17 protein-coding genes are annotated in these 25,005 nt (G+C 41.9%); all 17 read right to left on the minus strand.

Features of this window, described 5'->3' with window-relative positions:
• Positions 1-2 precede the first annotated feature (2 nt).
• The 17 genes from FAZ19_RS03480 to FAZ19_RS03560 all read right to left on the minus strand — a co-directional run bounded on the left by FAZ19_RS03480 (position 3) and on the right by FAZ19_RS03560 (position 24,951).
• Positions 3-614: a fumarylacetoacetate hydrolase family protein gene (locus FAZ19_RS03480; RefSeq protein WP_136819193.1), complete on the minus strand. Its 612-nt coding sequence runs from the start codon at positions 612-614 to the stop codon at positions 3-5.
• Positions 615-1,075: 461 nt separating this feature from the next.
• A complete protein-coding gene (nrdF, locus tag FAZ19_RS03485; protein WP_136819194.1) occupies positions 1,076-2,062 on the minus strand; it encodes a class 1b ribonucleoside-diphosphate reductase subunit beta in 987 nt (328 codons plus the stop codon).
• A gap of 192 nt (positions 2,063-2,254) precedes the next feature.
• Entirely contained in the window at positions 2,255-4,360 is a 2,106-nt protein-coding gene (nrdE, locus tag FAZ19_RS03490) for a class 1b ribonucleoside-diphosphate reductase subunit alpha (RefSeq protein WP_136819195.1), read from the minus strand.
• Entirely contained in the window at positions 4,320-4,727 is a 408-nt protein-coding gene (gene nrdI, locus FAZ19_RS03495) for a class Ib ribonucleoside-diphosphate reductase assembly flavoprotein NrdI (RefSeq protein WP_136819196.1), read from the minus strand. Before nrdI ends, nrdE begins: the two co-directional genes overlap by 41 nt.
• A gap of 29 nt (positions 4,728-4,756) precedes the next feature.
• Positions 4,757-4,993, minus strand: coding sequence for a glutaredoxin family protein (locus FAZ19_RS03500; protein WP_136819197.1), 237 nt, complete (start codon positions 4,991-4,993; stop codon positions 4,757-4,759).
• Between the two features lie 453 nt (positions 4,994-5,446).
• A complete protein-coding gene (locus tag FAZ19_RS03505; RefSeq protein ID WP_136819198.1) occupies positions 5,447-6,511 on the minus strand; it encodes a PKD domain-containing protein in 1,065 nt (354 codons plus the stop codon).
• 24 nt (positions 6,512-6,535) lie between these two features.
• Positions 6,536-7,912, minus strand: coding sequence for a discoidin domain-containing protein (locus tag FAZ19_RS03510; protein WP_136819199.1), 1,377 nt, complete (start codon positions 7,910-7,912; stop codon positions 6,536-6,538).
• Positions 7,913-7,921: 9 nt separating this feature from the next.
• Positions 7,922-9,646, minus strand: a complete 1,725-nt coding sequence (locus tag FAZ19_RS03515; RefSeq protein ID WP_136819200.1) for a LamG-like jellyroll fold domain-containing protein — start codon at positions 9,644-9,646, stop codon at positions 7,922-7,924.
• Between the two features lie 17 nt (positions 9,647-9,663).
• Positions 9,664-11,280 carry a DUF5008 domain-containing protein gene (locus FAZ19_RS03520; protein ID WP_136819201.1) on the minus strand — a complete coding sequence of 539 codons (1,617 nt, stop codon included), beginning with the start codon at positions 11,278-11,280 and terminating at the stop codon, positions 9,664-9,666.
• Between the two features lie 56 nt (positions 11,281-11,336).
• On the minus strand, positions 11,337-12,071 hold the full coding sequence (locus FAZ19_RS03525) for a fasciclin domain-containing protein (protein WP_169305551.1): 735 nt from the start codon (positions 12,069-12,071) through the stop codon (positions 11,337-11,339).
• An 11-nt stretch (positions 12,072-12,082) separates the two neighbouring features.
• On the minus strand, positions 12,083-13,687 hold the full coding sequence (locus FAZ19_RS03530; RefSeq protein WP_136819203.1) for a RagB/SusD family nutrient uptake outer membrane protein: 1,605 nt from the start codon (positions 13,685-13,687) through the stop codon (positions 12,083-12,085).
• Positions 13,688-13,694: 7 nt separating this feature from the next.
• Positions 13,695-16,847 (minus strand): SusC/RagA family TonB-linked outer membrane protein, encoded by a 3,153-nt coding sequence (locus FAZ19_RS03535; protein ID WP_229707268.1) that lies wholly within the window; start codon positions 16,845-16,847, stop codon positions 13,695-13,697.
• A gap of 11 nt (positions 16,848-16,858) precedes the next feature.
• On the minus strand, positions 16,859-17,938 hold the full coding sequence (locus FAZ19_RS03540) for a DUF5007 domain-containing protein (protein ID WP_229707263.1): 1,080 nt from the start codon (positions 17,936-17,938) through the stop codon (positions 16,859-16,861).
• A gap of 41 nt (positions 17,939-17,979) precedes the next feature.
• Positions 17,980-19,074 (minus strand): fasciclin domain-containing protein, encoded by a 1,095-nt coding sequence (locus tag FAZ19_RS03545; protein ID WP_136819205.1) that lies wholly within the window; start codon positions 19,072-19,074, stop codon positions 17,980-17,982.
• A gap of 22 nt (positions 19,075-19,096) precedes the next feature.
• Positions 19,097-20,602: a RagB/SusD family nutrient uptake outer membrane protein gene (locus FAZ19_RS03550; protein WP_169305552.1), complete on the minus strand. Its 1,506-nt coding sequence runs from the start codon at positions 20,600-20,602 to the stop codon at positions 19,097-19,099.
• A 9-nt stretch (positions 20,603-20,611) separates the two neighbouring features.
• Entirely contained in the window at positions 20,612-23,590 is a 2,979-nt protein-coding gene (locus FAZ19_RS03555; protein WP_136819206.1) for a SusC/RagA family TonB-linked outer membrane protein, read from the minus strand.
• 842 nt (positions 23,591-24,432) lie between these two features.
• Positions 24,433-24,951 carry a DUF2911 domain-containing protein gene (locus FAZ19_RS03560; protein ID WP_136819207.1) on the minus strand — a complete coding sequence of 173 codons (519 nt, stop codon included), beginning with the start codon at positions 24,949-24,951 and terminating at the stop codon, positions 24,433-24,435.
• Positions 24,952-25,005: the final 54 nt, after the last annotated feature.

The raw sequence follows: 25,005 nt of genomic DNA on the forward strand, positions 1-25,005 counted from the left end.
AGTTATTTTATATTGCAGATGAACATAGACCTACCTTCCAAAAATCCTTCCAATTGGTCTCCGATTTGAACCGGACCTACGCCTGCAGGGGTACCCGTATAAATCAAGTCGCCTTTCCGCAACGTGATATATTTCGAGATAAAGACGATAAGGCTGTCAAAATCAAACATAACATTTTTAGTATTGCCTTCTTGAACAGTTATGCCATTTTTTGATAGCGAAAAGGCGAGTTCTTTTACATTTTCAAATTCTTCCTTTGGAATCAAATTACTGATAACAGCTGAATGATCAAAAGCTTTTGCGAGCTCCCAGGGCAAACCTTTTTCTTTATGGATGGATTGAATATCCCGAGCTGTAAAGTCGATTCCCAAGCCTAGTGCGTCATAATATTTATATGCATATTTTGGAGAAACATGTTTCCCTTCATTACATATCCGAATCACTACTTCTACTTCAAAATGTACGTCGTTCGAAAATTCCGGGTAATAAAAGTCCTTATTGTCTTTTAAGATAGCCGTATCCGGTTTCATGAAAATAACAGGCTTTTCTGGAACTGGATTATTTAACTCTTTCGCGTGATCTACATAGTTTCTGCCTACCGCTATTACCTTCATCTATTTGTTTTTTTATTTATATATCTGCCTGCAGTATGCGGGAGTCGTATATAATTCAAGTTATAGTTATTCCTCCTGAATTCGGCTCAGCAGGTACTCATGAATGCCGTGCGATTAAACACACCGCAATAATTATTAATGCGATTATATTGAATGCCATATCAACAGGGACTCATATACGCAAAAATAGGTAAAATAAAAATAATGCTGCTTGCGTAAGTTTGTATATAATTTTCTGGATGAAAAATAAAATAGTTTATGAATTGATTCCGGGAAGATATAACGGAGCATTAAAAATTGAAGTGTAATTTTCTATGGCAAATTTGAATATTGACAGTATAAAAGATAGAACGTAGGATGCTGTTGTTATTGGATCGGGATCAGTGGTAACGAAATGAAGAAGGGAATTTTTAATAAATAAGCACGTCGTAATGCGATATGCTTATTTATTAAAAATACTTTTAAACTTCTACGGTAGAATCCATTTTAAAGTCATCATCCATTAAATGGACGATCTCCATTGATTTTTCGTAGTTTGTTGATTTCTTAGAGAAAAAATCGTGTTGTGTTGTTTCGGTATTCAGACCGTTTAATACGATTGGATTTACCTGCTTTACTTCAAAAATAGGATCAAATCCTAAATTCATTAAGGCTTTGTTTCCATTGTATCGCACATATTCTTTTACTTCTGCAGTAAGACCTACAACAGTATAAAGTTCTTCGGTATATTTGATTTCGTTTTCGTACAAATCATTAAGTAAAGCGAGAAATTTTTCTTTGACTTGTTCTTTGTTGGATAGCTTTGCATATACTTCTTGTGCGATTAAACCTACAAATACACCATGTATAGATTCATCTGCCACAATCTTTTTAATAATATCAGCAGATGCGACCATTTGTCCTTGTCCACATAGCCACAGTGGAAGGAAGAAGCCTGAATAAAACAAGAATGACTCTAATAATACCGAAGCAGCTAATGCCATGAATAATTCTTCGTCAGAAACATTTTCTTTATCGATCGCACGATAATATCTGTCGATGGTTCCCGCCTTATATTGCAAAAATTTGTTTTCCGCTACCCAACCAAATACATCGTTTATTTCATTTGTTGTCGATACTGTGGAAAAAATGGTAGAATATGACTTGGCATGTATGGCTTCCATCATACACATATAAGATAGCACAGCTTTGTTTTGCAATGAATTTATATGATCGATAATTTTAGGCATGCCCGTGTGACTTTGTAATGTATCCAATAAGGTCAAACCTCCCAACGCCTTTTTATAGCATTCTTTCATATCCCAGCTTAAGCCTTTCCAGCTATCAATATCTTTTGAAGGAATATACTCTGTATCAATCCAGAACTGTCTGATATTTTGCTCCCAAAACATTAATGCATAATCGTTGTCCGGGGTGTTCCAGTTTACCGCTGTAAATTGTTTACTCATAAAATAATTAAAAAGTCAAATTTAAAATTTAAAAATCAGTGTAACCTATTATCCGCCGGTGGTTGGAAACAGTACTGACAATGGAAAACCTGTGCTTGCCTACGTTGTTGAAAAAATCAAAAAAAATATCGATGTAATATTCTATTGACTTTGTTTCTCTAATATTTCAGATCTAATGTCTAACATTCGTTTTTATGCCGAACACGAGACACATTCGTCAATGCTTGACTTGCGTGTACGTGTGTAATACAAAGATTTTAAGCCTAGTTTGTGGGCATAGATATAGTATTTAGATAGGTCGCGTGTACTATCCTTTGAGTTAGTATGAAGAATCGTTGAGACACCTTGATCAATATGCCGTTGGATTACCGAAACAAGCTTTAATACCTTGAATTGGTCCATATCGTATGCCGATTTAAAGTAGAAATAATTGTCATTTGTCAAATAGGGCATAGGATAATACGTTGTGCTATCTCCATACTCACGTACCTCAATGATATCGACTACCGGCATTACGGATGCAGTTGCATTCATGATGTAAGAGGTAGATTGATTAGGAGCAATAGCTAAGCGGTAAGCATGATATATCCCGTGCTCTTGTACTAACCCTTTCAAATTTGTCCAGTCAGATATGGAAGGAATATGTACTCCTTCAAATAATTCTTTTACTTTATCTGTTTTAGGTGTGTACTCGCGGCTTAGGTACATGTCAAAATAAGAACCATCGGCATAGCCTGATTTTTCAAAACCTGTAAATGTTTTGTTGCGTTCTTTTGCAATTTCCATAGATGCTTCTAACGAATAATAGTTCATCATCATGAAGAACGTATTTGCAAAATCTAAAGCTTCTGTCGACTCGTACATGATAAAGCTTTTTGCTAAGAATCCATGTAAATTCATTGCCCCTAAACCTACCGAGTGCAATTCGCGGTTCGCTTTTGCGATAGAAGGTACCATCTCGATATTCGTTACATCAGACACGACTGTCAACGATCGCATTGCGGTTTTTACCGTCTCTTTGATTCGTTTATTATCCATTACCGTCGCGATATTTAACGAGCCAAGATTACATGAAATACCATAGCGGATCGTGTCTTCTCTACCATAAATTTCGATGTCGGAAACTTGCGAGACTTGCATGATTTCTGTACACAAGTTAGAGAATTTAACTTTCCCTATTCCATTCAATGCATGTGAACGGTTTGCGTTTTCCTTAAAGAAGATATATGGGTAGCCAGATTCCTTTTGTGTTTGTGCTATTTTCACCAACATGTGGCGGGCATTAATTTTTTTCTTCTTAACGTTTGGATTCGTGATTAACTCGTCATACATCTCATCCATATCCATTTCGTCAAGAGGCTTGCCGTACTCTAGCATTACGGTATGTGGATAAATCAAGTAGCAGGCTTCGTCTTTTTCGGCCAGCTCCATAAACTTATCAGGAATGATGATACCGATGGATAGCGATTTAATACGTACTTTCTCATCGACATTAATCTTTTTACAATCTAGAAATTCTTCTATATCAGAGTGGAAAATATTTAAGTATACCGCTCCAGCCCCAGGACGTTGTCCTAGTTGATTGGCATAGGAAAATGTATCTTCCATAATCTTCATGATAGGTAATACACCACCAGCACGGCCATCTACACCTTTTATCGACTCACCACGTGCGCGGATTTTTGAGATATTAAAGGATACACCTCCACCTATCGACGATAATTTCATTGCGGAGTCGACAGCATAGCCAATACCGTTCAGATTGTCTCCTATTTCATCCAGGAAACAAGAAACGAGTTCTCCAGAACGTTTTTTTCCAGCATTCAAGAATGTGGGGGTAGCAGGCTGATATTCTTGATTGATCATTATTTCAGCATATTGGATAGCTTTTTCGACTCCCTCTTCCCGTGCCATAAATAAGGATACTGCCACGACACGATCTTCGTAGCGTTCTAAGAATTTCTCTCCCGTGTCGTCGCGTAGTGCGTAGCTTTGAAAAAACTTAAAAGCCGCCATAAAGGATTGGAAACGGAATTTCTTCGCATATACAAAATTGTAAACTTCTTGCATTTGCTCAAACGTAAACCATTGATAAAAGTCGATATAGTAGTCGTTTTCTACCAAATAATCAATTTTTTCCTTTAGATTGTAAAAGAACACCGTATTCTTATTGACATACTCTAGAAAATAGGCGCGAACGGCCTCTTTATCTTTGTGGAGGCTGAACTCGTCATCATGTTTAATCATGATTTCGTTATTAAGCAATATCCAGTTTTTTGCTACCTCGTTTGCTATCATAGTATTGATTTTTTATGATGTCTATAAATTGATTAATATCTTCCATGGTCCCCGATAGCTCAAATTTGAAAGCAATTGGGATGTCGTATTGTTCCGTAATTTTATCCGCGGCAGCGCCAAAATTTCTTCCCCAGTTGCGATTGCCACTTGATGTCACCGAAAAAAGGTTATGGTGCTGCGTTTTTAAAAACTCTTCAGTCAGCGGGGGGACTTTGCCAAAATTAGTCGTAAAAGTAATGAGGTGTCCCGGTGTGTCGACCACCATGTCGTCATGAATACGGTGCGCCGTCCAGCCTGTAATCTGAGTTACTTTGTCAATAAAGCGCTGTACATTGCCTGTTCTGCTATCGTAATATAAATGTGTCATGTCAGTCATGCTTTAATAATACGAGATTCTTATTGAACAATAGCCGCTTCTAATTCTTCTGGTCTGAACCCTATGATACGGTGTTTTATTTCGTCTTCTTCCAGCACAATTACGGTAGGCACGGTTCTTACTTTGAACTTAACCGCCAATTCAGGTTCATCGAAAGGATTAACCGTTTCGTAAGAGATACCTTTATTGTCAAGGTAAGCCGATACTTGTGCGCATGGAGCACAGTCATTTTTTTCGAATTTAATGATTCTTGCCATGTTATAGTTAAGTTTAAAAGTAACAGAAGAGGTTAATCCACTGATACCGTCTGTTTAATGAATTATGATTTTGCGAGATTGCCAAAATCTCTTGTAGAACAAATATCATATATTTTATACGCGAGCGGTAGTTATACTTTTCCACATTAATTTTAGAACTTCTGCGGAAATGCGCTTGGTGAAGGTGAATTTTATATAATGATTTGTTTAACAGGTTTTAAGATATGTGGATAACTTTAAAATCCTTTTTTGTACTTGAATTTTTGTCAAAAAAAAATGACTAATTTATGCAAAAAAAGCGAGGCATTTTTTGCGGATTATATTAAAAAAATAAGTAAACTTATAGGGGTTTGTATAATGACTAAAGGGAATAGAATTGAGTAATCTATTCTTAAACCGCCCACCTATTTCTATGGTGGGCGGCTATCTTATTAAAACTAACCAGCAGCCATTCTACAAGGGCAACTGGAGCATTCTGAATTCTCCCATTTGAAAGAGTGTGCCTGAACCTACAGCTCTTACCTGAAGACGATAGTAGTGGTATGGTGTCGCATTGTCGAATGTAAATGTATAGGTTGCTTTGCGTCCATTATTATCTGGCCCGCCGGTAGTTGGGAAAATATAATCATCTTTACTGTCTAGTGTTACCCAATTTTCGCCATCATTCGAGGCTAGCATATCCCAATTCTTTGGATCGCGTCCCAAAGCATCGTTCCCTGTAGTCATGGTATAAGCATTGATAATCTGGCGTTGGAAGTATTCAAATTGCCAATGGAATGGCCCACCGATCTGATCTATCCTGAAAAGCAAAAACTTACTGTTAATATTGTTATCAATCAGCTTTAGTGATCCTTCACCAGCTTCTTTACCTCCGTCGTTTTCATGCGACACCGAAAAATCGTTTTCTACAGTCGTTAGATCTTTCACAATTCCCGACGCCATTAACAGCATGTCGATTCGCGTTTTCGATCCTTTTGGCGTCATTAATTCGACGTAAGAATTTACAAACTCGCCTGGTGGAATATTTAGTATCATTTCGGCGGCATCCGACTCTTGTTGATAGTCTGCACTGCCAAGCTTGGTAAACCAAGTTGTTTTGTCTATGGTCATATCTGTTTCGTATGACATACGGAGACTTCCTCCAGATGGAGTAGCAATCAATTCGACAAGGTCCATCGGTAATATACTGACCGTTTCCTCACGCTGTGCCCAATAACCCTCTTCATTTAGGGAGACCAATTTAACATCGTAAACTCCCGTATTTAGAAAGGTATGCGTGGGCGATGTTTCTGATGAGGTGCTGTCATCCGCAAAAGACCATCTGCTATCTACAAAATTCGTAGAACTATTGTTGAACTTGACAGTAAACGGATCTTTAGGGTCTGGGATAGTATACGTAAAGGACGACGTTGGTTTCGGAAGCAGTCCTTCCTCATCGACAATCAAGCTTTCCTCTTTCGAACAGGAAGTGAAGCCTATCACTAAGGATAGCATCACATACAAATATTTTCTGGTCATAGTAATCACATTTAAAGTTAAAGATTAACGAACTTTGATCATGCGCCATTCGCTGATCTGAAATAGATTTGTGCCGCCAACGATAGCCGTTATATTAAGTCTGTAGTGCGTATAAGACACAGGATAGGCTACATTAAACCTACGCGTCAACAATCTAGTTGCAAAAGTTTGATTCGACCGACTATCAATCGTTGTCCAATTAACCCCGTCATTAGACCCTTGAAGGTTCCATTCTTTCGGATCCCGTGATGCGGCGTCGTTTGCAGATGTTAAGGTATAAGCGCCTATTTTTTGTGGTTCAGGGAATATGAGCGTACAAACGAGATCTCCAATGTAGTTTTGTAGAAGAAATTTACTGGAAAAGTTATTATCTACCATTTTTTTCGATCCTTCATTATGATCGGCGCCACCGTTATTATCCCTATTAACCGAAAATACCCCTAGATGTGTCACATCTTCTTCAAGCACATTATCACAATCGATCAAAATTGTTGTAAAGCTTTTTTCTGTATTCAAGATATGCAGGCTAGGGTTTTCTAAGCGTACCACGATTGCCAGTTGATTTCCAAGATTATTATTGATAACGGACCATGGAACATCAAACGCAAAGGTAGCTTCACTTGCATTGCTCGGGAAGTTGACCTTATCCCCAATCGTGAATTCACCTTCTTGTAGAGCTACGGTATTTGAAGGTAAAGCACCTTCTTGTATCATGGTCTGTACTGTATCGGGATCCACAGCGATGCCCACAGAAAATGCGCTTCCCGGAAAACTCGCCAAATTGACCACAAGCGGAACAGATATCCCTCCCGAACTAGCGGAATAGTTTTGTCGGTCTTTCGCTTCGATAATGTTGCCACCTGTCTGTAACGAAATGTAATGAATATCATCTGCGGTTAAAAGTTCTGTCGTATTGATTACGATAATACCCGTATTTTGCGCTGGATCGACGGTATTCTCTTTGCCAGCGTGGTCTATGGTATAACCGATGCCTATTTTTTTGCCAAAATATTTCTCCACCTCCGTTCTTGCTACTGTTATCTGGAACTGTGCTACGTCTGATCCATAACTCACTTCCGCCACATTGTCGATCAGTATCGCACTTGAAGATATAGCGGTCACACCGGTTAATTTACCCTCCTGTATCTGCTTCGCTACCGTATCCTGATTTACCTGAAGACTGACCTCAAAAGCTTTCGCCGCACCTCCACTTAATTTGAGATTCACTGGGATAGTGAGTGTTTCATTTGTTTTTACAATAGTACCAATGTTGTTGCTTGCCGCTACCTTTACGCCTTGTCCTTCTTGCAGGTCAAAGTCTTCGAGGTTCGCATCTTTACAGGCTCCTAAGCCGCACAGCACGGTAGCTATGAAACCGATTTTCTTTAATGTTTTCATCATTATTTCGTATTATTTATCCAACCACACACGACCATCCATCTGCCAATTCAATTGACGAGGCACTTTTAACCAACTGATAATTTGCGCCGGCACATCGTATGTCCGAGGTACCATTTGGCCCAATTCGGTCGTGGAAGGTGCACATATAAAATCATTAAGTTGGGTACTTGGGTAGCTTGGGTCACCCAGTTTTAAATTAGCCCCAAATGGTCCCTCGTCGAGGAGCATCCCATTCACGCTACCACCCATAATTGGCCAATATCCTGCCAGATTAGCATAATACGGGTGGTTTGGATCGACGCCTATATCGCAGCTAAACTGCTGCACCATATCCTCTGGCATCGCCGTGTTCCAGATCTTTACATCGGCGAGGTACGCATCCGAACGCCAGTTTTCTCGGGTAGGTAAAAAGCCGATTCGTAGCGGCCAGCGGGTATCTAGATTTCCCCACCCGGTGATGTTCGCTTCCCGGTTAAATTGACCGTTGGTGTATAACCGTACAAAGCGCTCGGTCTCCCGATGTAGACCAACTACGGTTATGGTATTCCAGGTTGCGTCATTCAGCCGCTGATTCTCATCCGCTTTGACCTCCCCATACCCTTCGTCGCCACGGGCATTGAATACCCAAAAATTATCCGAAAGATGGATTACCCAGCCGTTCATCAGTTCTCTATCCCAACCTCCTTGCCAGGTCTCTCGTTTCCCGATTATCGAAGGATGGCTGAACCGATAGTTATTATTTGACCCCCTGTTTTTCTTGATTTTAATCTCTATCGTAAAATCATTTAATCCAAGATCGAAAAGTTCATTTTCAGCCTGCAGCTCTGCATATTTAACGTCGTTAAAACGCATAAACTCCCCCGAAAGCTTATTCCCGATGTAAGGCTTTCCGATAAATTTCGAACTGTATTTCGGAGAGTATAAAACCGTAAAGGTGTTCAACGATGGGTTGCTAAACACGGTGTTGTCATTTTCTCCCGCCGGGATATCAAAATGCCCCCCCTGACTGGAGGTGATAACGACTAACCAGTCTTCACGCGCATAATGCTCCCGTTGCTCTAGTGCTTTTAAGATCCCATCCACCTTGCTATCAAAGCTATTGATTGCCTCCCTGTACTCATTGTACGACAGGTCGAATCCACTGTTTATACCCGCTTTCTGTACATCTTCAAAGTGAGCGGTAATCAAAGAACGATCTTCCACTCCTAGGCTGGCTATCACCTTGTTTTTAACATCCTCGTCACCAGATGCAAGGTTTGCTTCGGCGTCTGTTCCGTAATTAGCTAAAAATTGCTGATTGGGACTGATAATTTCTATTTTGGCTTCCGGATCAAAGTCTGTTATTCGGCTAAAAATAGAGGGATAAATGTCCAATTTATTGGTAGCGAAGTTGTTATCTACGACCCCGTGTTTGGTATAATTCACGCCGGTAAAGATATCGGTCCAATTAGCCGCAATGCCTTGTGCATTTTCCTCGCTTAATCCTACCCAGGTATGGATGGAGCTTGGTAGCAATTTCGTTAGGGTAGGGGATTTGGCATCCCTTACTGATTGTCCGCGTGCACCGTCCACAATGAGCAACAGCACCTTCCGTTCACCATACACGACATCCACATCCTCTTCCTCCTCCTGCGGGGGGATTGTCTTGCTAAACTCCTCTTTACATTGACCTAAAAGACCCAAGGTTAGCATAGCCATTAACAGCAGCTTAATATTTCTCTGTAGCTTTTCCATTTTTATAATCCCATTATTTATTCTATAATCACTCTAATTATATTAGAAACATCCTTATTGTCAAATTTCTGGAATTCGCCCATCAAGAGCAATGCCCGTTTACCATCCTCGGAAGTGGTTTCGATAGCTTGGTAGATAGAGCCCAAAAACTGTCCTGTCGCATTCAGTGTCGTCTCGGCTAGGTTACCGTCGGGATTGATCATCATAAAGCCGTTTCGGGTTACACCTCCATAGGTTAGAAACCGTCCGGATACCATAATTAGCCCATCGTCTAACTGTTTTGCATAACTAGGAAATCCCCCTAAAAACATCTTAGCCTGAAAGCTTTCATCCAATGTGCCGTCGGCATTCAGCAGAGCCATATGCCGCGCCGGTCGGCCATTATAAGTCGTAAACTGTCCTAAAGCGATGTACTTGTTCGTTTCCGCATTATAGGTTACGTTCGTTACGAAGTAATCCGCACCTACTCCTTGTGCATTAAAGGTGTTGTCGATGGTACCATCGGGATTCAAGCGCGTAATGTAGCCCACGGTTTTTTCGTCGAAGCGCGTAAACTGTCCAAAGACTAAAATCTTGCCTTGATGCGGTCCCGATTCATGCACTATCGTGCTTACATCGCCGTTGGCACCTTGAAAGGACGTATTACCATTAAAACGGAAGGTTTTGTCTAAGGAACCGTCTAAGTTTAAACGTGCAATTTGCCGTATTTCGACGCTGTCTAAAATCGTCGTATCCCGCGTTTCCCTAGCGTTCGGTTTGTCGTATTGACGACTCACATAGTAGCGAAAATTACCTGTAGCAATAAGCTTGTTATCCTGCGGATAGAGGCGGAGAACTGCGGCATTAAATCCACCGTTAAACCTGGGGACATATTTGGTGGTGTCAGACTGGTCCGGTCTCCTAAAAGGCTTGATGCCGACAGAATCTAGTCCCCCTGTGAGATGCAAACTGGTTAAATTCGATATGTTTTCACGCTTCATATCGTAACCAGAGAATGATCCTCCAATGTAATAGCGGTCGCCAAGCTGTGTGATGGCCACTAGTGCACCATTTGCACCAAGACCTGTCCGCCAACTCACATCGTAGGCGCCGTTAGAAAATGTCCGTACCAGTCGATTGATCGGTTTTACTAAACCTCTTCGATTGTAGTCCGTAAAATTGCCGATATAAATCGCCTTTCCATCTGCAGTGATTAATCTGTCGTTTACCGAATTGTTTGTACCCTGCCTAGCCTCCCAGGTCGGGTCAATTTTTATTCTACCGTCTACCTCAAACTCAGGTCCGAAAATGATAACATCATCAATGGTAATCGACATAATACCGGTACTTGCATATAAAGGTACCTTCACCTGAAGATCTTCCCCGTCAAGGCTCACAATTTCCGCCGCTTGCCCGCTGAACTTAACAATCGCTTTGTCCCGGTAATTGGAAAGCCCCGAGACCTTGAGGTTAACGATTGTGCCCACGCCTCCGCTAGCAGGTGATGGCACTAAGGAGCGATCAAAAACCACACCCAACGTCTCTTTTCCGGGCCCGTACGGCTCGGAAAAAAATGTCGTCTCTTTCCTACAGCCTGTGATCAATAATGACAGGAAAAGTGCCTCCACAATATATTTTATAATTCCATTTTTCATATAAAGAATGTTATAATAGATTTTTTATTATCCTTTTTGCTGGCATCCATGTTTCGTTATCTCTTGCTTTGTATAATATCTGCTCCTATATGCACATTGCGATATCCAAATTCCGTCTGCGTGTAGTCCAACACATGGATTACACCATTATGAGGTTGGATATCAGACGATGTAATAGCGACCCCGCCATAAACATCCGGATTAGATAGATCGCTGATATAGGCCATATGTAGTTGCCTGTATCCCATATAACGCAACACCGATTTGCCGTCAGAGCTTATAGCATCATTAAATACCACTCCGATATTACAAACGGCATCGCCTTGGGATTGGTAGTACTGACCGCCATAAACGTTCATCAGGCTGTAATCGACCTGTGGATAATCTGCCAGTTTGTTTTTACCATTGAATATATGCCGATGCAGGTAAAAATTCCAGATCACAGGATCCACATCGCTCAATACTTTAATAGTATCCAAGCCTAGGGCATAAAGCTGGGCATTTAGTCCCCCCGCTGTGAAAGAACCGATCAATTGCTTTATATCCTCGTCCCGGGGTGCGAAAAAGGTGAATTCTTCGTTGGTGAATTTATCTTCCAAGCCTGCCAGGCGCACAATCTGTGCGATAGTGTCAAATTCACGGGGTTTGGCATCCAGATAATCCATTATCGTACCATCGAAGACAGCCTCTGCACGTCCACCATCTGTATAATATTCGTCCTCCTTACAAGCAAACAGCAGTGTTGTCAAGACGAAGATTAAGGCAACCTGTTTTATTATTGATTTCATCATAACGTTCATTATTATCTACCTGTTGTTGTCCAATATTCATTTAACACGATATGGGGATTGTACCTCCTTGCACTTTCATTCAATGGCCAGGTCCAGGCTCGTCGGTTATACTGGTCTAAGTTCATCGGAGCCATAGTCCATGCAGCACTAAGAATTCGTCGGGTACGGATCAGATCAAAATAGCGGTGCGCCTCACCGATCAATTCCCGGCATCGTTCCATATAGATAAAATCTTTCAGGTCATTGCCACCGCCGCCTGAGTATGGCGATGCTTCTGCTCTACTCCGAACCAGATTGACAGCGGCAGTAGCTTCGCCGTCACGGTTGAGCTCAGCAAGTGCCTCTGCCTGCAACAGGATGGCGTCGGAATACCTAAAGATAATAATCGAGTTCGCTGGGTATCCTTGTTCATTTCCCGACGTAAACACATTATACCCAAATTTTTTGAGCGCAAACTGGCCGTTATCCGAGGCAATATCGTCAAACCACATGTCGCGACGTAGATCGGCTTCGCCTTCCGGATAGATGCTGTTCATATACTCAGAAACAAAGTAAGCCGCACTTATGGATTTATCGTGCCTAGGGAACAGGTATGGCCATCTTAAAAAATGACTCCAAAATTGATAATGGTTTCTGACATTAAAATTGTCCCAATCTTCCGAAAGCCACTGGTCGTCTCCATAGTTGATGCTACGGTAGAACTCAAATAAGGACTCCTCTGTTCTTCCTTTTGATACTTCGGCCCAATTCTGCGCCGTCAGACTATATAAACGATGTTCCTTGCTGTCGATCAACTCTTTTCCTAATTCAGCTACTTCCGTATAATGTGCTTGGCTATTGGCGCGATCAAAAGAAGCATTCCAGGCGTGCATGTGCATCAGCAGCGCAATAATAGCACCTCGTCCAGGACGAGCCCCTCTTTCGGCGGGATCGCCAAATGTCCAAGGCATCTGATCCTTATGAGGCTCCAGATCGGCAATACATTTGTCGAGTACTGATACCATCGGTTCACGCGGTAGAGAATTCGAAAAATAAGGATCGGTGTAATACACCACATCACCATATAGGCGAACCATCCAAAAATAGGTGAAGGCACGGATAAATTTTGCTTCCGCAGTATAACGCGCCTGATCAGTACCGTCTACCCCCGGAATACCTTCTTCCAATTTGGATAGCAAGATATTGGCACTTTGGATAACCTGATAATATCCGGTCCAGTCGGTAATTTTTCCTAGTTCATAATCTTCAAACATGATAGAACTAATTGCTATTGGTAGCGCATTGGCGCCCAATACTTCTACGACCGTACGCTCGGCGGGGTCAAGCGGACGCGTCCTTGAATCGCCAGCATTAACAGTTGCCTGAATTTCGCCTGAGCGCGCTTCTCCCGTGGCTCCCATTACCCAGCTTTCTCGAATTTTTTCAAAAAACTTAGCGTACATAAAGGCCATATTCGCTTCCACATCTTCTTTCGACTGGTAGAAGTTATTCCCTGTTAAACGGTCGATCGGCTCTACTGTTAAATAGTTCTGACAAGCGGTCGTCATCAAAAAGACCGCTGCCAGGAGCAGTCTTTTGATTATCTTATCGTATATCATGTAATTTTTTCTTTTCATGGCATAATTAAAATGAAAGATTTAAACCTACGTTATATGTCCTAGGTATGGGATATCCATTGGAGAGATCACGTCCGAGACTAGTTACGTTTTCTGGATTCGGTCCGCTGTAGCTAGAGAATGTTACCACATTATCCAACGAAGCATACACACGCAGTCGTTGTAGTCCATATCGTCTCAAGGCGTCGCGGCTGAAATTGTAGGCCAAAATAATATTGTTGATTTTAAAATAAGTGCCATTCTCTGCCCATAAGGTTTGATCGTAACGAAACGGGTTTACTGATCCGCTTCGTGTGTAGGCGTAAGCATAGGGATATTTGGCTATATCGCCCGGTTGTCGCCACATATCATATCCGTCTAGTGGTACCACGACTTTATTATCTCCGTCCTTTCCAAAGGGATCGGACATGAGTCCCATGCGCTCGGCTAATGCATTGTTCAAGATCGTACGCTTAGCCGTATAAGATGCATACATGCTAAACTGGAGATTTTTATAGGTAAATGTATTTTGTACCCCACCAGTAACCAGCGGTTGGGAGTTGCCAGTCCGTTCCATATCACGGCTATCAAGAATGTAGTCCCCGTTTATGTCTTTCCAAATCGGATCTCCAGCCTGAAAGAAGGTTCCATCTGCCGTGCGGTAACGCAAGCCAGTAGCTGGATCAATTGGCACGTCTTGGTCATGCGCATATACGCCCTGATTGATTAACAGGTAGTTGGAAAGCGTAGCCGTACCCACGCGGAATACATTATGCTGTCCATCTACAGGATCACCACTAAATTTGATAAATTGGCCACCATAATGCGCAGGCAATTTTAATAGCACATCCTTATTGAGTGCACCGTTAATGGAGAATGTCCAATTAAAATCGCCTCCCGGGCGTAAAGGCCTAACATTTAACATTAATTCATGCCCATAGTTCGCGATCGCCGCATCATTGGACGCTAGCACATTGAAAGCGACGGAATTGTTCAAAAATTGATCGAAGAGCAAGTTGTCCACCTTTTTGTAATAGGTGTCATAGACAAACTCCACGCGATTGTTAAATATCGAAATATCTAACCCGAAGTTATATTGCATCGAAGTTGTAGGCTTCAAGTTCGGATTAGGAATCTGACCAAAATTAATACCTATCCCGGCTTGTTGGTTATAATTGCCTTGAATATCATACCGACCGTAGATTCGTTCCAGCGTACTGTTTGGCATTACATTAATCCCCCAACTTCCGCGTATGGAAGCTAGGCTTATCCAGGAGGCATTATCTTTTACCCACTCCTCATTGTGCGCATTCCAACGTAAGCCGAGCGCTGGGTTTTTCGTATAAAGGTTTCCAAAACCATTTCCTGAAGAGCCATCCATACGATAGGAAAGATCAACGACATATCTTCTTTTGTAGTCGTAAGAAGTAGACAGGGCAAAGGATAGCGCTTTTTCGTTTCTAAAATTGTTTAATAGCCCTCCGCCCCGTGAAAAATACCCATCATAGCCTAACGGACCTTGATAATTATCGTTTGGTGTGCGATCTTGTTGAATCGGGAAATCCTGCCGGGTCACGTTGCGAGCCTCGTTGAAGAGGTTGATAAAGATATTATGTGCCTCGTTGAAGGATTTGCTGTAATTCAGCGAGCTGCGGCTATACAGTTGCGTTTGCCTCCCGGCAAAAGAATAGACTTTCGAAAACTGATTGTTAGCCGCTGCAGGTGAGAACGTATCTTCAGTGTCAGAAACAAACTCATAACTCAGTGCCGAAGTAAGGCGCAGACCAGTTAAGATTTCATATGATCCTTCAATATAAGGACGGATTAACCGCTTAACATTGTCATTTTTTGTACTAATGGAAGAGATGTACTCCGATGACGCCGAATAGAAAGAAGGCGGCGGGAGTAAAGTGGAAGACATTCCGCCAGAGGCGACACCTGTTTGCAGTATGCCCGTACCATCGCCTTTATTTATCTTACCTAACTGGGCAAACACCTGTCCTGTAAAGCGAAGCTTAGAATCCGGACTATAATCCATCCGAAGGTTGGTCGAATAGCGGTCAAAACCTGTATTGCGAATAATACCCGTTTCGGTATGATACCCGATATTGGCTTTGTAAGATAGTACATTGTTACCGCCATCGACACTTAGGTTATGGCTTTGATTGAATGTGGTCTGAAAATACAAATCTTGCCAGTTTGTAGAGTTGTTAAAATACGCGTTCAAGCTATCCGATAAATGCGGAGTCTGCTGTATGCGGTCGATATCATCCTGTGTCAATGCATTTCCAAAAATCTGCTCCAGCTTTAGCCTACGCTCAAGATTACCGCCTAAGGTTTCCCGTAATTTGGGAGGCGTCCGCATAAATGAATTATTGACGTAATTGATCCGTGGGATTTCTGAATTTCCTCTTTTTGTATTGATGATAATTACCCCGTAAGCGGCCAATGAACCATAAAGAGAAGTCGCCTGGGCATCTTTTAAAATTTCTATACTTTCCACGTCTTCTGGCGGAATCATGGACAACGGACTGATACCCGGTCCTTGCTGCTGTAAGCCCATTTCGGAAGCCCTATCCGCATCCAATGGTACTCCGTCGATTACGTATAAGGGAGAGGTAGGCATGAGGATGGATTCATTTCCTGAGCCCGCCGTGGCCAGTGTGGAAAGACCGCGTATTTGCGTCGTACCACGAAATCCCGGTGCGCCCGTGTTCACCTGTATATTAAGTCCGGGAGCCCTTCCCTGTAGTAAAGTTTCCAAAGATCCGGGTATATCACGGATGTCATCCGCTGTGATGATGTTGGATGCTCCCGTAGAGGTTTCTTTGGGCCGTTTTACATAACCGCGTGTTACCACTACTTCCTCTACCGACTCCGTATCCTCAGAAGGTTCCATGGTGACAGTTAGGTTGGTCTGTCCGCTAGTACGTGTCCGTTGGTCTACATAGCCCACTAGTTTGAACAATAACGTGGTGCTTCCCGTTATGGAAACTGAGAACCCACCATTTTCATCCGTAGCGACCAACGCACGGCCTGTCGAAGTATTTATGACGGTGACACCAGCGAGACCTCTGCCGTTTTCGTCCAATACTCTCCCTCGCACGGTGGTTTGTGCAATCCCTTGAAGACAAAGACCTATACAAAATAGAAGTATGCTATATATAATTTTATTTTTCATAGAGAGCTGCATTATTCGTTGTCAAATTTTGGATTGTCGTTTTTGAAATGAAAAACGATTTCCCAATCGCCTTTCTTAAAGATCTTAAAATTTAGACCGAAGGAGGCTATTTCCCGTGTGCCACCCCAGCCTATGCGCGAGTAGCCAAACTCAGCCTGCACCCTATCTCCTATCGAATAGATGGTGCGTATGGAAGTCAGCGGAATTGGATAAGCCACATCGTATTGCACATATTCGGCCGTTACTTCCTTATTGAACCCATGCACTAGTTCATCCCAGCGTGTTTCATTGAAATCGAGGGGATAGATAGGTATGCTGTCCTTATTCAAAAATTTGAAGCGAAGTTTATTTCCATTACCTCCTTCAAAAGGTCGGATATAGACAACTATATCTTTCTTTTGAATGTTATTCTCCAATAGCACATTTGTGGTTTCGCCTACAATATTCGATATAAACGAAGGTACAATGTATGCTCTTTTCCTCGGATCATTTGGGGCATTGGGATCTGGTGCAATACCGCCTGTGTACGGGTTGATATCGGTTGATGGCTCATACGGTATCTCTCGCCAGGGAATAAGTTGAAAGTCCTTAACGTAGCGTATTCCACCTGAATTGCTAAGTTTGAGGTCAAAAAAGCGAATATCTTGCGTTTTTAGTACGGTGTCTGCAGGACGAGGCGTCACAAGTTCATTTGTCGCTGTGGCATGCATAATAAAGCGGCCTCCCGCATCGACTTCAAAGAGTGGTTTGTCTACCAAATGACGTTTGTTCTCAATTTCCTGTAGCGAGGTCTCCTCGCCATCGTATTCGGCAATCCATTCATAAGTCGGTACGACCTGTAAAAAGTCAGTTACGGGTCTACCGTCACCAAAACGGGGATTGATGATCTCGAAGCCGATTGGTAGTGTAGAATTGTCCGCATTTAACGGATTCATGATTGTCGTTATCCCCAATCTGGGTTCTAATACCTTATTTGTATAATTTAGGTTTTCGCTGATAAAATCCTTATCCTCCGGCAAGTCGTACATTTCAGTACAGGATGTTACCGCAAAAAAAACACTTGCTACCGTTCCCAAAACCTTGTATTTCATATAACTCATCATATATAGGTTATCGTTAAGTTTCATCTGTTCTATAATAACTCTTCGTAGTTTACCGACCAGTCTGCCAATTGGAATGTTGAACCAGCCCTTATTCGCGTAATGGTCAGACGGTAATAGGTATATGCGGTGGTGTTTCTGATTCTAAATACACGTTGCATAAACCGATTTACAAATTCTTCGGATGATCTTGAATCCAGCTGCGTCCAGGTGGTGCCGTCATGAGAGCCTTCTAAACGCCAATCAATAGGATCTCTATCTTGCACGTCGTTGGCCGAGGTCAACGTGTAGGCATTGGCCACAGAAGGTTCATTTAATTGTACTTGCATCCATAAAGAATTGCTGAAACCTACTAAGAATTTGGTTTGTGAATTCCCGTCGAAGACGTACTTGGATGCTTCCTGCGCATTCGGGCCACCGCTGTGTTCCGTTGATGCGCTAAACGTGCCGCCTACGGTAACAAATAAATTTGGTGGAGGAGGTATATAGGTCAATCTCTTTACGAAATCAGCGAAACCAAACACATGATCGGGCGACAATACGTGTACGATACCATTTGTGGTTTCAATATTAATGGATGCAGTACTAGTCGTTACCCAATTGCGTATAAAGCTACTCTTTTTAGTGTCGCTGAACTCGATAACCGAAGGTCCTCCATGAATATAGCCCGAGGAATAGGATTCTGTCAGTTTTCCGTGCATAGGGTATCCATAACGGAAATCAACTAGCGATTTTCCATCCTTAGAGGCTAACGAGTCGCCGTTTAGCTTGCCTCGCACGATATACTGTGACATCATCGTGTCTAGATGTGCTAAATCTACGTCTACTAGGTACTCCCTAGACTGATCCGCACGTCTACGAACAATATTTAGGTTTTCTATTGCCAGCCTGAAACTTTCATTGGTCGGTGCGAATAAGGTCACGCCATCGTTGGTCAGTACTTGGTCCAGCCCGACCCGGTCAACAACTTTGATTAAAGAGTCGTATACACCAGGCTTGCTTTTAAGATACGTATATATATCCCCATTGAACTGGGATTTTTGCAATTCATGCTTATACATGCCGTTGTCCTTGGTGCAGGAAAGCGCCAATAGGCAGCATAAAAGATATACTATTCGGAGTGTCATGATAATTCTTTTTTATTAAACATTATTGCCAGTAGTTATTTTGTTCTAGAAGCACATTTTGCCGGAGCAAGGATTCGGCAATAGGCCAATAAATCCCACCTTCTCTAATCAACTGTACAAAGTCTGGATCGTTGTTTTTAATTTTGTGATATCGTACAAGGTCATACCAGCGATGTCCTTCGGCCATCAATTCCCGACGCCTTTCCTTGAAAATAGCATCTACTAAATCGCCGTTGTTGGCCTCTGTATATAATGCTAGGCCTCTATTTTCACGGATTCGATCCAGCATTTCCACTGCTCCATTCCGATCGCCCAGCACAGCTAGTGCTTCGCCCCGCAGCAGGACCATGTCTTCCAGTCTCGAAAAAACAAGGGCACTCGAGAAGATACGAAAGGAAGGATCGGTATTTCCGCCCTGAATGCATTTTATCTTACTCAGAATAGGGTAGCGGCCATTGAAATTTCTAAAATAATTTTCAGTAACCGGATTTCCCAACGTATCTATGCTAAAGCGTTCATCTTTCGGTTCATTAAATACAGCAGAGATTGTCTCCTTTGTGTAGTACATATCGGGAATACTTTTATTCACAACTGGAGCGGCCAGGGTGAGTTCTTCTACTTGACCTGTAAAATTTGCTTCCACGTGACCCCAAATAGAAGGGAAGGCAAACATCTGGCTACTGTGTTTGTCAAAAAAGAATCCGCTAGGGGATACCAAACTTGACGTGGCAACATAGTTGATATTGGCCCTTGTATAATTGTCCATAACATAAGCCGTATAGGATGCCACATCGGGGTAATTTTCTTGCCAGGCTGCCAAGTGCGCCATGATGGCATAAGCTGCAATTTTTGTAGCCAGTGCTCCGTCCCAGCGGGACGTGGCTTCATTGTAGTAATTTCCTAATTGCTCCGGCTCGTTTACGCTGTATCGTATCGGAAGGTGATCAGCAGCCTGTTGAAGCTCAACTTCGATCCACGCCATTAATTTTTCTTTTTCTTCTCGCTTTTTAGTCATAAAGCTGCCTTCCGAAGAGCTTGTGATCAGCGGTACATCGCCCCATATCCGGGTCATGTTAAAATATGCGAAGGCACGCAGAAAACGGGCTTGCGCCAAATCTACATTTAAATTGTTTTGTGTATAACGCTCGTCTTTTTCAAGAACCTCGTGTGCACGCTCCAGAAATATGTTGGCCTCATTGACTACGGCATACCATCGACGCCAGTTGCGCAAAGCGTCTAATGTAGGGTCGTTGGCGTTCAGTTCGTTAGCTGATATGGCCCGTAGGTCCATTCGTGAGGGGATCGCATACTCGCCGCTCCGGACTTCGCCGTATAACCAAAAAGCATTACGGTCTACTAAGGCAGCCTTGGTCATGGCGTATACGCCCATCAATTTTGCTCGGGTATCTTCTATCTTTTCCCACATGTTTTCTTCCGAAACCACCCGTGTCGAATCGACATCAAGCATATTGTTGCAACTGGTACATAGTAGGATCAAGAACATCAAATAATAAAGTATCTTTTTCATGTGGCTATATTAAAAATTCAATTTAAAACCCATTAAAAACGTCCTTGGAATAATCATGTTGTATCCCTCGTCGTACCCCAGAGAATTAGCTATTTCTGGATCACGTCCTGAATAGTTTGAAATCGTGAAGAGGTTATTTGCTGAGAGATAACCATAAAATTTACCCCCGCCCAACTGCGATCCCAATAGGTCGGAAAAATTGTACCCTAGCGACACTTGTCTTAGTTTCATAAATGAACCATTTTCAAGAAAGAGATCCTGCGAAGATTGGTAGGCATTGACTGTGCTCCAAGGATTGTATAACGGATACTTGCTGTAGTCGCCACGCTTTTCCCAATAGGTGATTTCTTTAATAGAATTGACATTCTTCGCATTTTCGTTATTGATAAAATCAAAGCGGTTTGCCATTTCCTGATTGAGAATCTGTCGTCCCAGATTAAAATACAAATTAACCTTCAGGTCGAAATTTTTGTAATAAAAATCATTCTGCCATGAACCCGTTACTTTGGGAATATGATTACCATGCATCAGCCGATCTTCGGAAGAGATGCGGTTGTCACTATTTTGATCCGTCCATATGGGATCCCCGGCTTTAAAGGTTATTCCATTATAGTTTTTCTTTACACCGTTTATTTCCGGTACTTCGGAATCCGTTTGATAAATCCCTTCGTTTTCCAGCACCCAGAAAACATCGACCCGTTCACCAACTTTAAGTTTACGGTTCTGGATGACCACCTCGTCGAGCCCGCCAGGCAATGCGGTTAATTTGTTGTTATTGGCGGCTACGTTGATCCCGGAGTGCCAGCGAAAGTTGCGTTCCAAACCAGCAATAATATCTCCGCCAAAAGCTAATTCGACACCGGTGTTACGTACGTCCATCCCTGCCTCTAGACTATATTCATATCCATATTCCGCATAGGCAGGAATCGTTAATACTTGATTTTTATTATCCCGGATATAAGCATCCAACGTGATATAAGCGTTTCGTTTGGACAGTTGGATGTCAAGTCCTACATTCGCTTGATCGGTATAGGCCCAGGGCATATTGTATCCAACCCATCCATCTTCATACGGCCTTACTAGAGCTGCGATCCCGTTGTATGCCGGTACGATGACGTTTCCGGTATAACCAATCTGTGCCGTATAGTTCGGCCCCTGGGAAATATTGTCGTACATATTTAGGATACCTAGCCTTCCAGCACTGGCCCTGATTTTGAAACTCTGGTAGGCATTGTTGTCTTGTAAGAATTCTTTCTTAATGTCCCACCCCAACGCGATAGACGGCGTAAACAGCCAGCGATTCGTTGGCTGAGCATTGGAAGACCCGTCGTAACGAAGCAATAGACTTGCCGAATACTTATCCATTAAGTTATAGGTTCCACGACCGAAGAAGGACACAAGGTTGTGGCGTGTACGGTCCAAAAACTTGTAGGTTAGCTGTCTTGGAAAAGCGGTGGGATTTAGGAAATTTCCGTTATTGGGATCCGATTCCAACAGGTTGATTTTAATATGGTCGTTAATTCCTTTGTATGCATAGGCATAATTATATTTATGCAAATCCCACTGTAAAACATTTCCCGCTTCCAAGAAAAGATTGCTGTTGTCCATTTTCAAGTCATAAGAAGCTACATTATCATATATCAATCGCTGGCTATAGCCGTAATAGTTGGAAGCAAAGTTATTTCGTTCCATCAAGCTGCTATGGTAAAAGAGGTCGCGAAACCCTTCATTATAATCCACCGACATGCTTGATTTAAGCTTGAAGGATCCAAACTGTACATTGAGTGCCATATTGCCTTCTAAGATATTCGAAAAGTTATTGTCAAAACCTTTGTCATGTATCAGCCGATAACTATCATAAGCATCTTTGTTAGGTGCCAACGGCGCGCTTAAATCGGGTAGATACGAAAGCATGGCGTAGCGGTTTCGGAGGTTTTTGTTTCTGTTCCTGTCAAGACGTGCCGCGTTGATGGTGGTGTGGAAAAATAGCCATTTGAGTGGTTGCAGATCCAGTTGAAACCGAGCATTGTACTTCTTGAAATTGGTGTCTTCGGCGATCCCTGAATTTTGCAGTGTGCCCAATGAAAATTGGAAATTAGAGCGTTTCCCTCCTCCTGATAATCTGGCATTTATACCATAGTTTAGTCCGTTATTGTAATAACTGTCGCTCCAGTTCGAGGGGCCGTAGTAGCGGGGATTTAATGAATCACTTAAGTACACGGGGTATGTGTCATCCGCATTGTAGCGTCCGTTGGTGGTATACAAGTCGTAAAATTGCTGTCTAAATCGGTTTTCATAGCCGCCATTGATGGTAGTCACCTGTGGTCTGCTCGCCATCCCTACAAAACTGTTCACGCTTATTCTTCTTCTATTGTCGCTAGCGCTTTTCTTAGATGTGATTTTAATAACGCCATTCGCCGCTATGGGGCCATAAATCGCGATGTTTGCCATATCCTTCAGCACCTCAATGGAAGCAATATTGTCCACGTCAATATTGCTCAATAAATTGTTCTCAGGGCCAATCCGATCAATATCGTAAGATTGGATCATGTAAGAAAATGGGTGAGGGCTGATCATAGGGATGCCATCAAGGACAACCAGAGGTTGGTTCTGATAAACATCCTTATTGCTGAATATCGGAGAAGAAATACCTCTGATAAACATGTAGTTCGGGGTTCCCGGTTCACCAGTCGGTTCGCTGATGTAGAGACCCGCAGCCTCACCCTTCAGCAATTGAGGAATCGTTGCGTTACCATAAAGAGCAATGTCTTCAATAGGCTTAGGTACGGATCTAGTCCTGATATTTTTAAAATTCAGCTCAAAGACCGAATCCAACAGCTGTGGCACTGTATCCTGCAGTACATTAAGGGAGAGCGGTTCATTTAAGACTCTTTCTTTATGTCTTGCAAAGAGCTGAACATGAAGTAATAGCATAAAAAACACAGCAGGAATACCGACATTATATGTGCTTGGAAATTTCTCCTTCATATAAATTTAGGTTTTTAGTTTTATTATAATTGACGATTTATTCTATAATTTATTCGTTCGTGCAATGGGAGATATCTGTATCAAGGATATCCACATTCGTACTGTAATTCGCGTTGATAAGATGAAATTCTGAAATCATATATTAATTCAATTGGTTGTTAATTCAGTGTTTATAAATTGTTAATACGATTTAGCAAAATCAATTTGAAAGTGCATATTTTTCATTACTTAATTAGCTGTCGGTTTTCACAAAATTGCCCTCTTTCAAGAAGAGGATGAATTATGCTTTATTGGAAACTGACTCTAAAAATTTAAAAATGTTTGTTTTATTTAAGTTATGTTAATTGTATCGTCTATAGTCGAATCATAATCCAGTTGTATCCAATGTTTCTACGCATATAAGCATGATCTTAAATCGATTTAGCTTAACAAGATAGAGCTTCATAATTCATTCTATAAATCTAAAGTAGATATAAAAAAGTTACAATCAAAAAAAAAATGATTTTTTTTATTAATACTGCCTTTGGAAGTCTTTGAGACAATATTGTTCATAGTGCAGGAACCTTAGTTTGCCCGACAGTGTAACAGTGAATGTGGTATTTCATTCTTCGCAGAGCTATCGATTCAAAGGACGGTTGTTGTTACCGGCTTTTGGAAGCGGCATCAGTTTAGAAAAATAATTGAGAGGATATAGACCTTTCTGATCGGCGTAATAACAACAAAAATTCGGCAAAACGACATACAGATTCTTAGCGGTTATCAAATACAGTTCTTCTCAGAAAAATAAAAGGGTATCAGAAACATACTGTTCTAATACCCTTTTATAAATTTATACGAAATTACTACTGTACAGCTTTGACTTGAAAAGGCAGCAAATAATTGCCCCATGCCAAGGTGACCTTACCCGCTTTATCTGCATTTATTTTAAATCTTTCCAGCGCTGTACCACCGCTGCTATTAATTACGGTAACCCGTAAAGCATCTTGCTTTTCGTCGTATTTGCCAGCACCCCACTGGTTCCAGATTTTATTGAATATCAGTATTGTTTGCATCTCGCCGGGTAGGGTGTATAAGCTGTATTTGCCTTTGGCCAGTTTTTCGTTATTAATCAGTACATCCCTGTCAAACTCGATAGTAGTCGCTTCGTTAGCCCCCGTGCGCCACAATTGACCTAACGGTACGATATCTACTCCTATTTCTCTACCTTTTAGTGATGGACTGCTGTAATGTATTGCCATCGTGACACCGTCATTTGTTGTCACCATTACGCTGTCTGGCGGGCTTGGTCTTTTGCTTTTGTCGGTCTGTCCAAATACGATGGTGCATACCATCGTCATCATTAGTAAGAGTGTTGTCTTCATTTTTTTTCGATTTAGTATTTATAAGGAAACAATAAAACTGATCTTATGTTTTAG

This window comes from Sphingobacterium alkalisoli (assembly GCF_005049105.1).
Lineage (GTDB): Bacteria > Bacteroidota > Bacteroidia > Sphingobacteriales > Sphingobacteriaceae > Sphingobacterium > Sphingobacterium alkalisoli.

Coding starts and splice junctions, on each gene's coding strand:
- FAZ19_RS03540 (WP_229707263.1), bottom strand. CDS start 17,938: ATGAAATACAAGGTTTTGGGAACGGTAGCAAGTGTTTTTTTTGCGGTA.
- FAZ19_RS03520 (WP_136819201.1), bottom strand. CDS start 11,280: ATGAAAAATGGAATTATAAAATATATTGTGGAGGCACTTTTCCTGTCA.
- FAZ19_RS03480 (WP_136819193.1), bottom strand. CDS start 614: ATGAAGGTAATAGCGGTAGGCAGAAACTATGTAGATCACGCGAAAGAG.
- FAZ19_RS03525 (WP_169305551.1), bottom strand. CDS start 12,071: ATGATGAAATCAATAATAAAACAGGTTGCCTTAATCTTCGTCTTGACA.
- FAZ19_RS03505 (WP_136819198.1), bottom strand. CDS start 6,511: ATGACCAGAAAATATTTGTATGTGATGCTATCCTTAGTGATAGGCTTC.
- FAZ19_RS03550 (WP_169305552.1), bottom strand. CDS start 20,602: ATGAAAAAGATACTTTATTATTTGATGTTCTTGATCCTACTATGTACC.
- FAZ19_RS03510 (WP_136819199.1), bottom strand. CDS start 7,912: ATGATGAAAACATTAAAGAAAATCGGTTTCATAGCTACCGTGCTGTGC.
- nrdE (WP_136819195.1), bottom strand. CDS start 4,360: ATGATAGCAAACGAGGTAGCAAAAAACTGGATATTGCTTAATAACGAA.
- FAZ19_RS03555 (WP_136819206.1), bottom strand. CDS start 23,590: ATGAAGGAGAAATTTCCAAGCACATATAATGTCGGTATTCCTGCTGTG.
- FAZ19_RS03545 (WP_136819205.1), bottom strand. CDS start 19,074: ATGACACTCCGAATAGTATATCTTTTATGCTGCCTATTGGCGCTTTCC.
- FAZ19_RS03535 (WP_229707268.1), bottom strand. CDS start 16,847: ATGAAAAATAAAATTATATATAGCATACTTCTATTTTGTATAGGTCTT.
- FAZ19_RS03500 (WP_136819197.1), bottom strand. CDS start 4,993: ATGGCAAGAATCATTAAATTCGAAAAAAATGACTGTGCTCCATGCGCA.
- FAZ19_RS03560 (WP_136819207.1), bottom strand. CDS start 24,951: ATGAAGACAACACTCTTACTAATGATGACGATGGTATGCACCATCGTA.
- FAZ19_RS03515 (WP_136819200.1), bottom strand. CDS start 9,646: ATGGAAAAGCTACAGAGAAATATTAAGCTGCTGTTAATGGCTATGCTA.
- nrdI (WP_136819196.1), bottom strand. CDS start 4,727: ATGACACATTTATATTACGATAGCAGAACAGGCAATGTACAGCGCTTT.
- FAZ19_RS03530 (WP_136819203.1), bottom strand. CDS start 13,687: ATGAAAAGAAAAAATTACATGATATACGATAAGATAATCAAAAGACTG.
- nrdF (WP_136819194.1), bottom strand. CDS start 2,062: ATGAGTAAACAATTTACAGCGGTAAACTGGAACACCCCGGACAACGAT.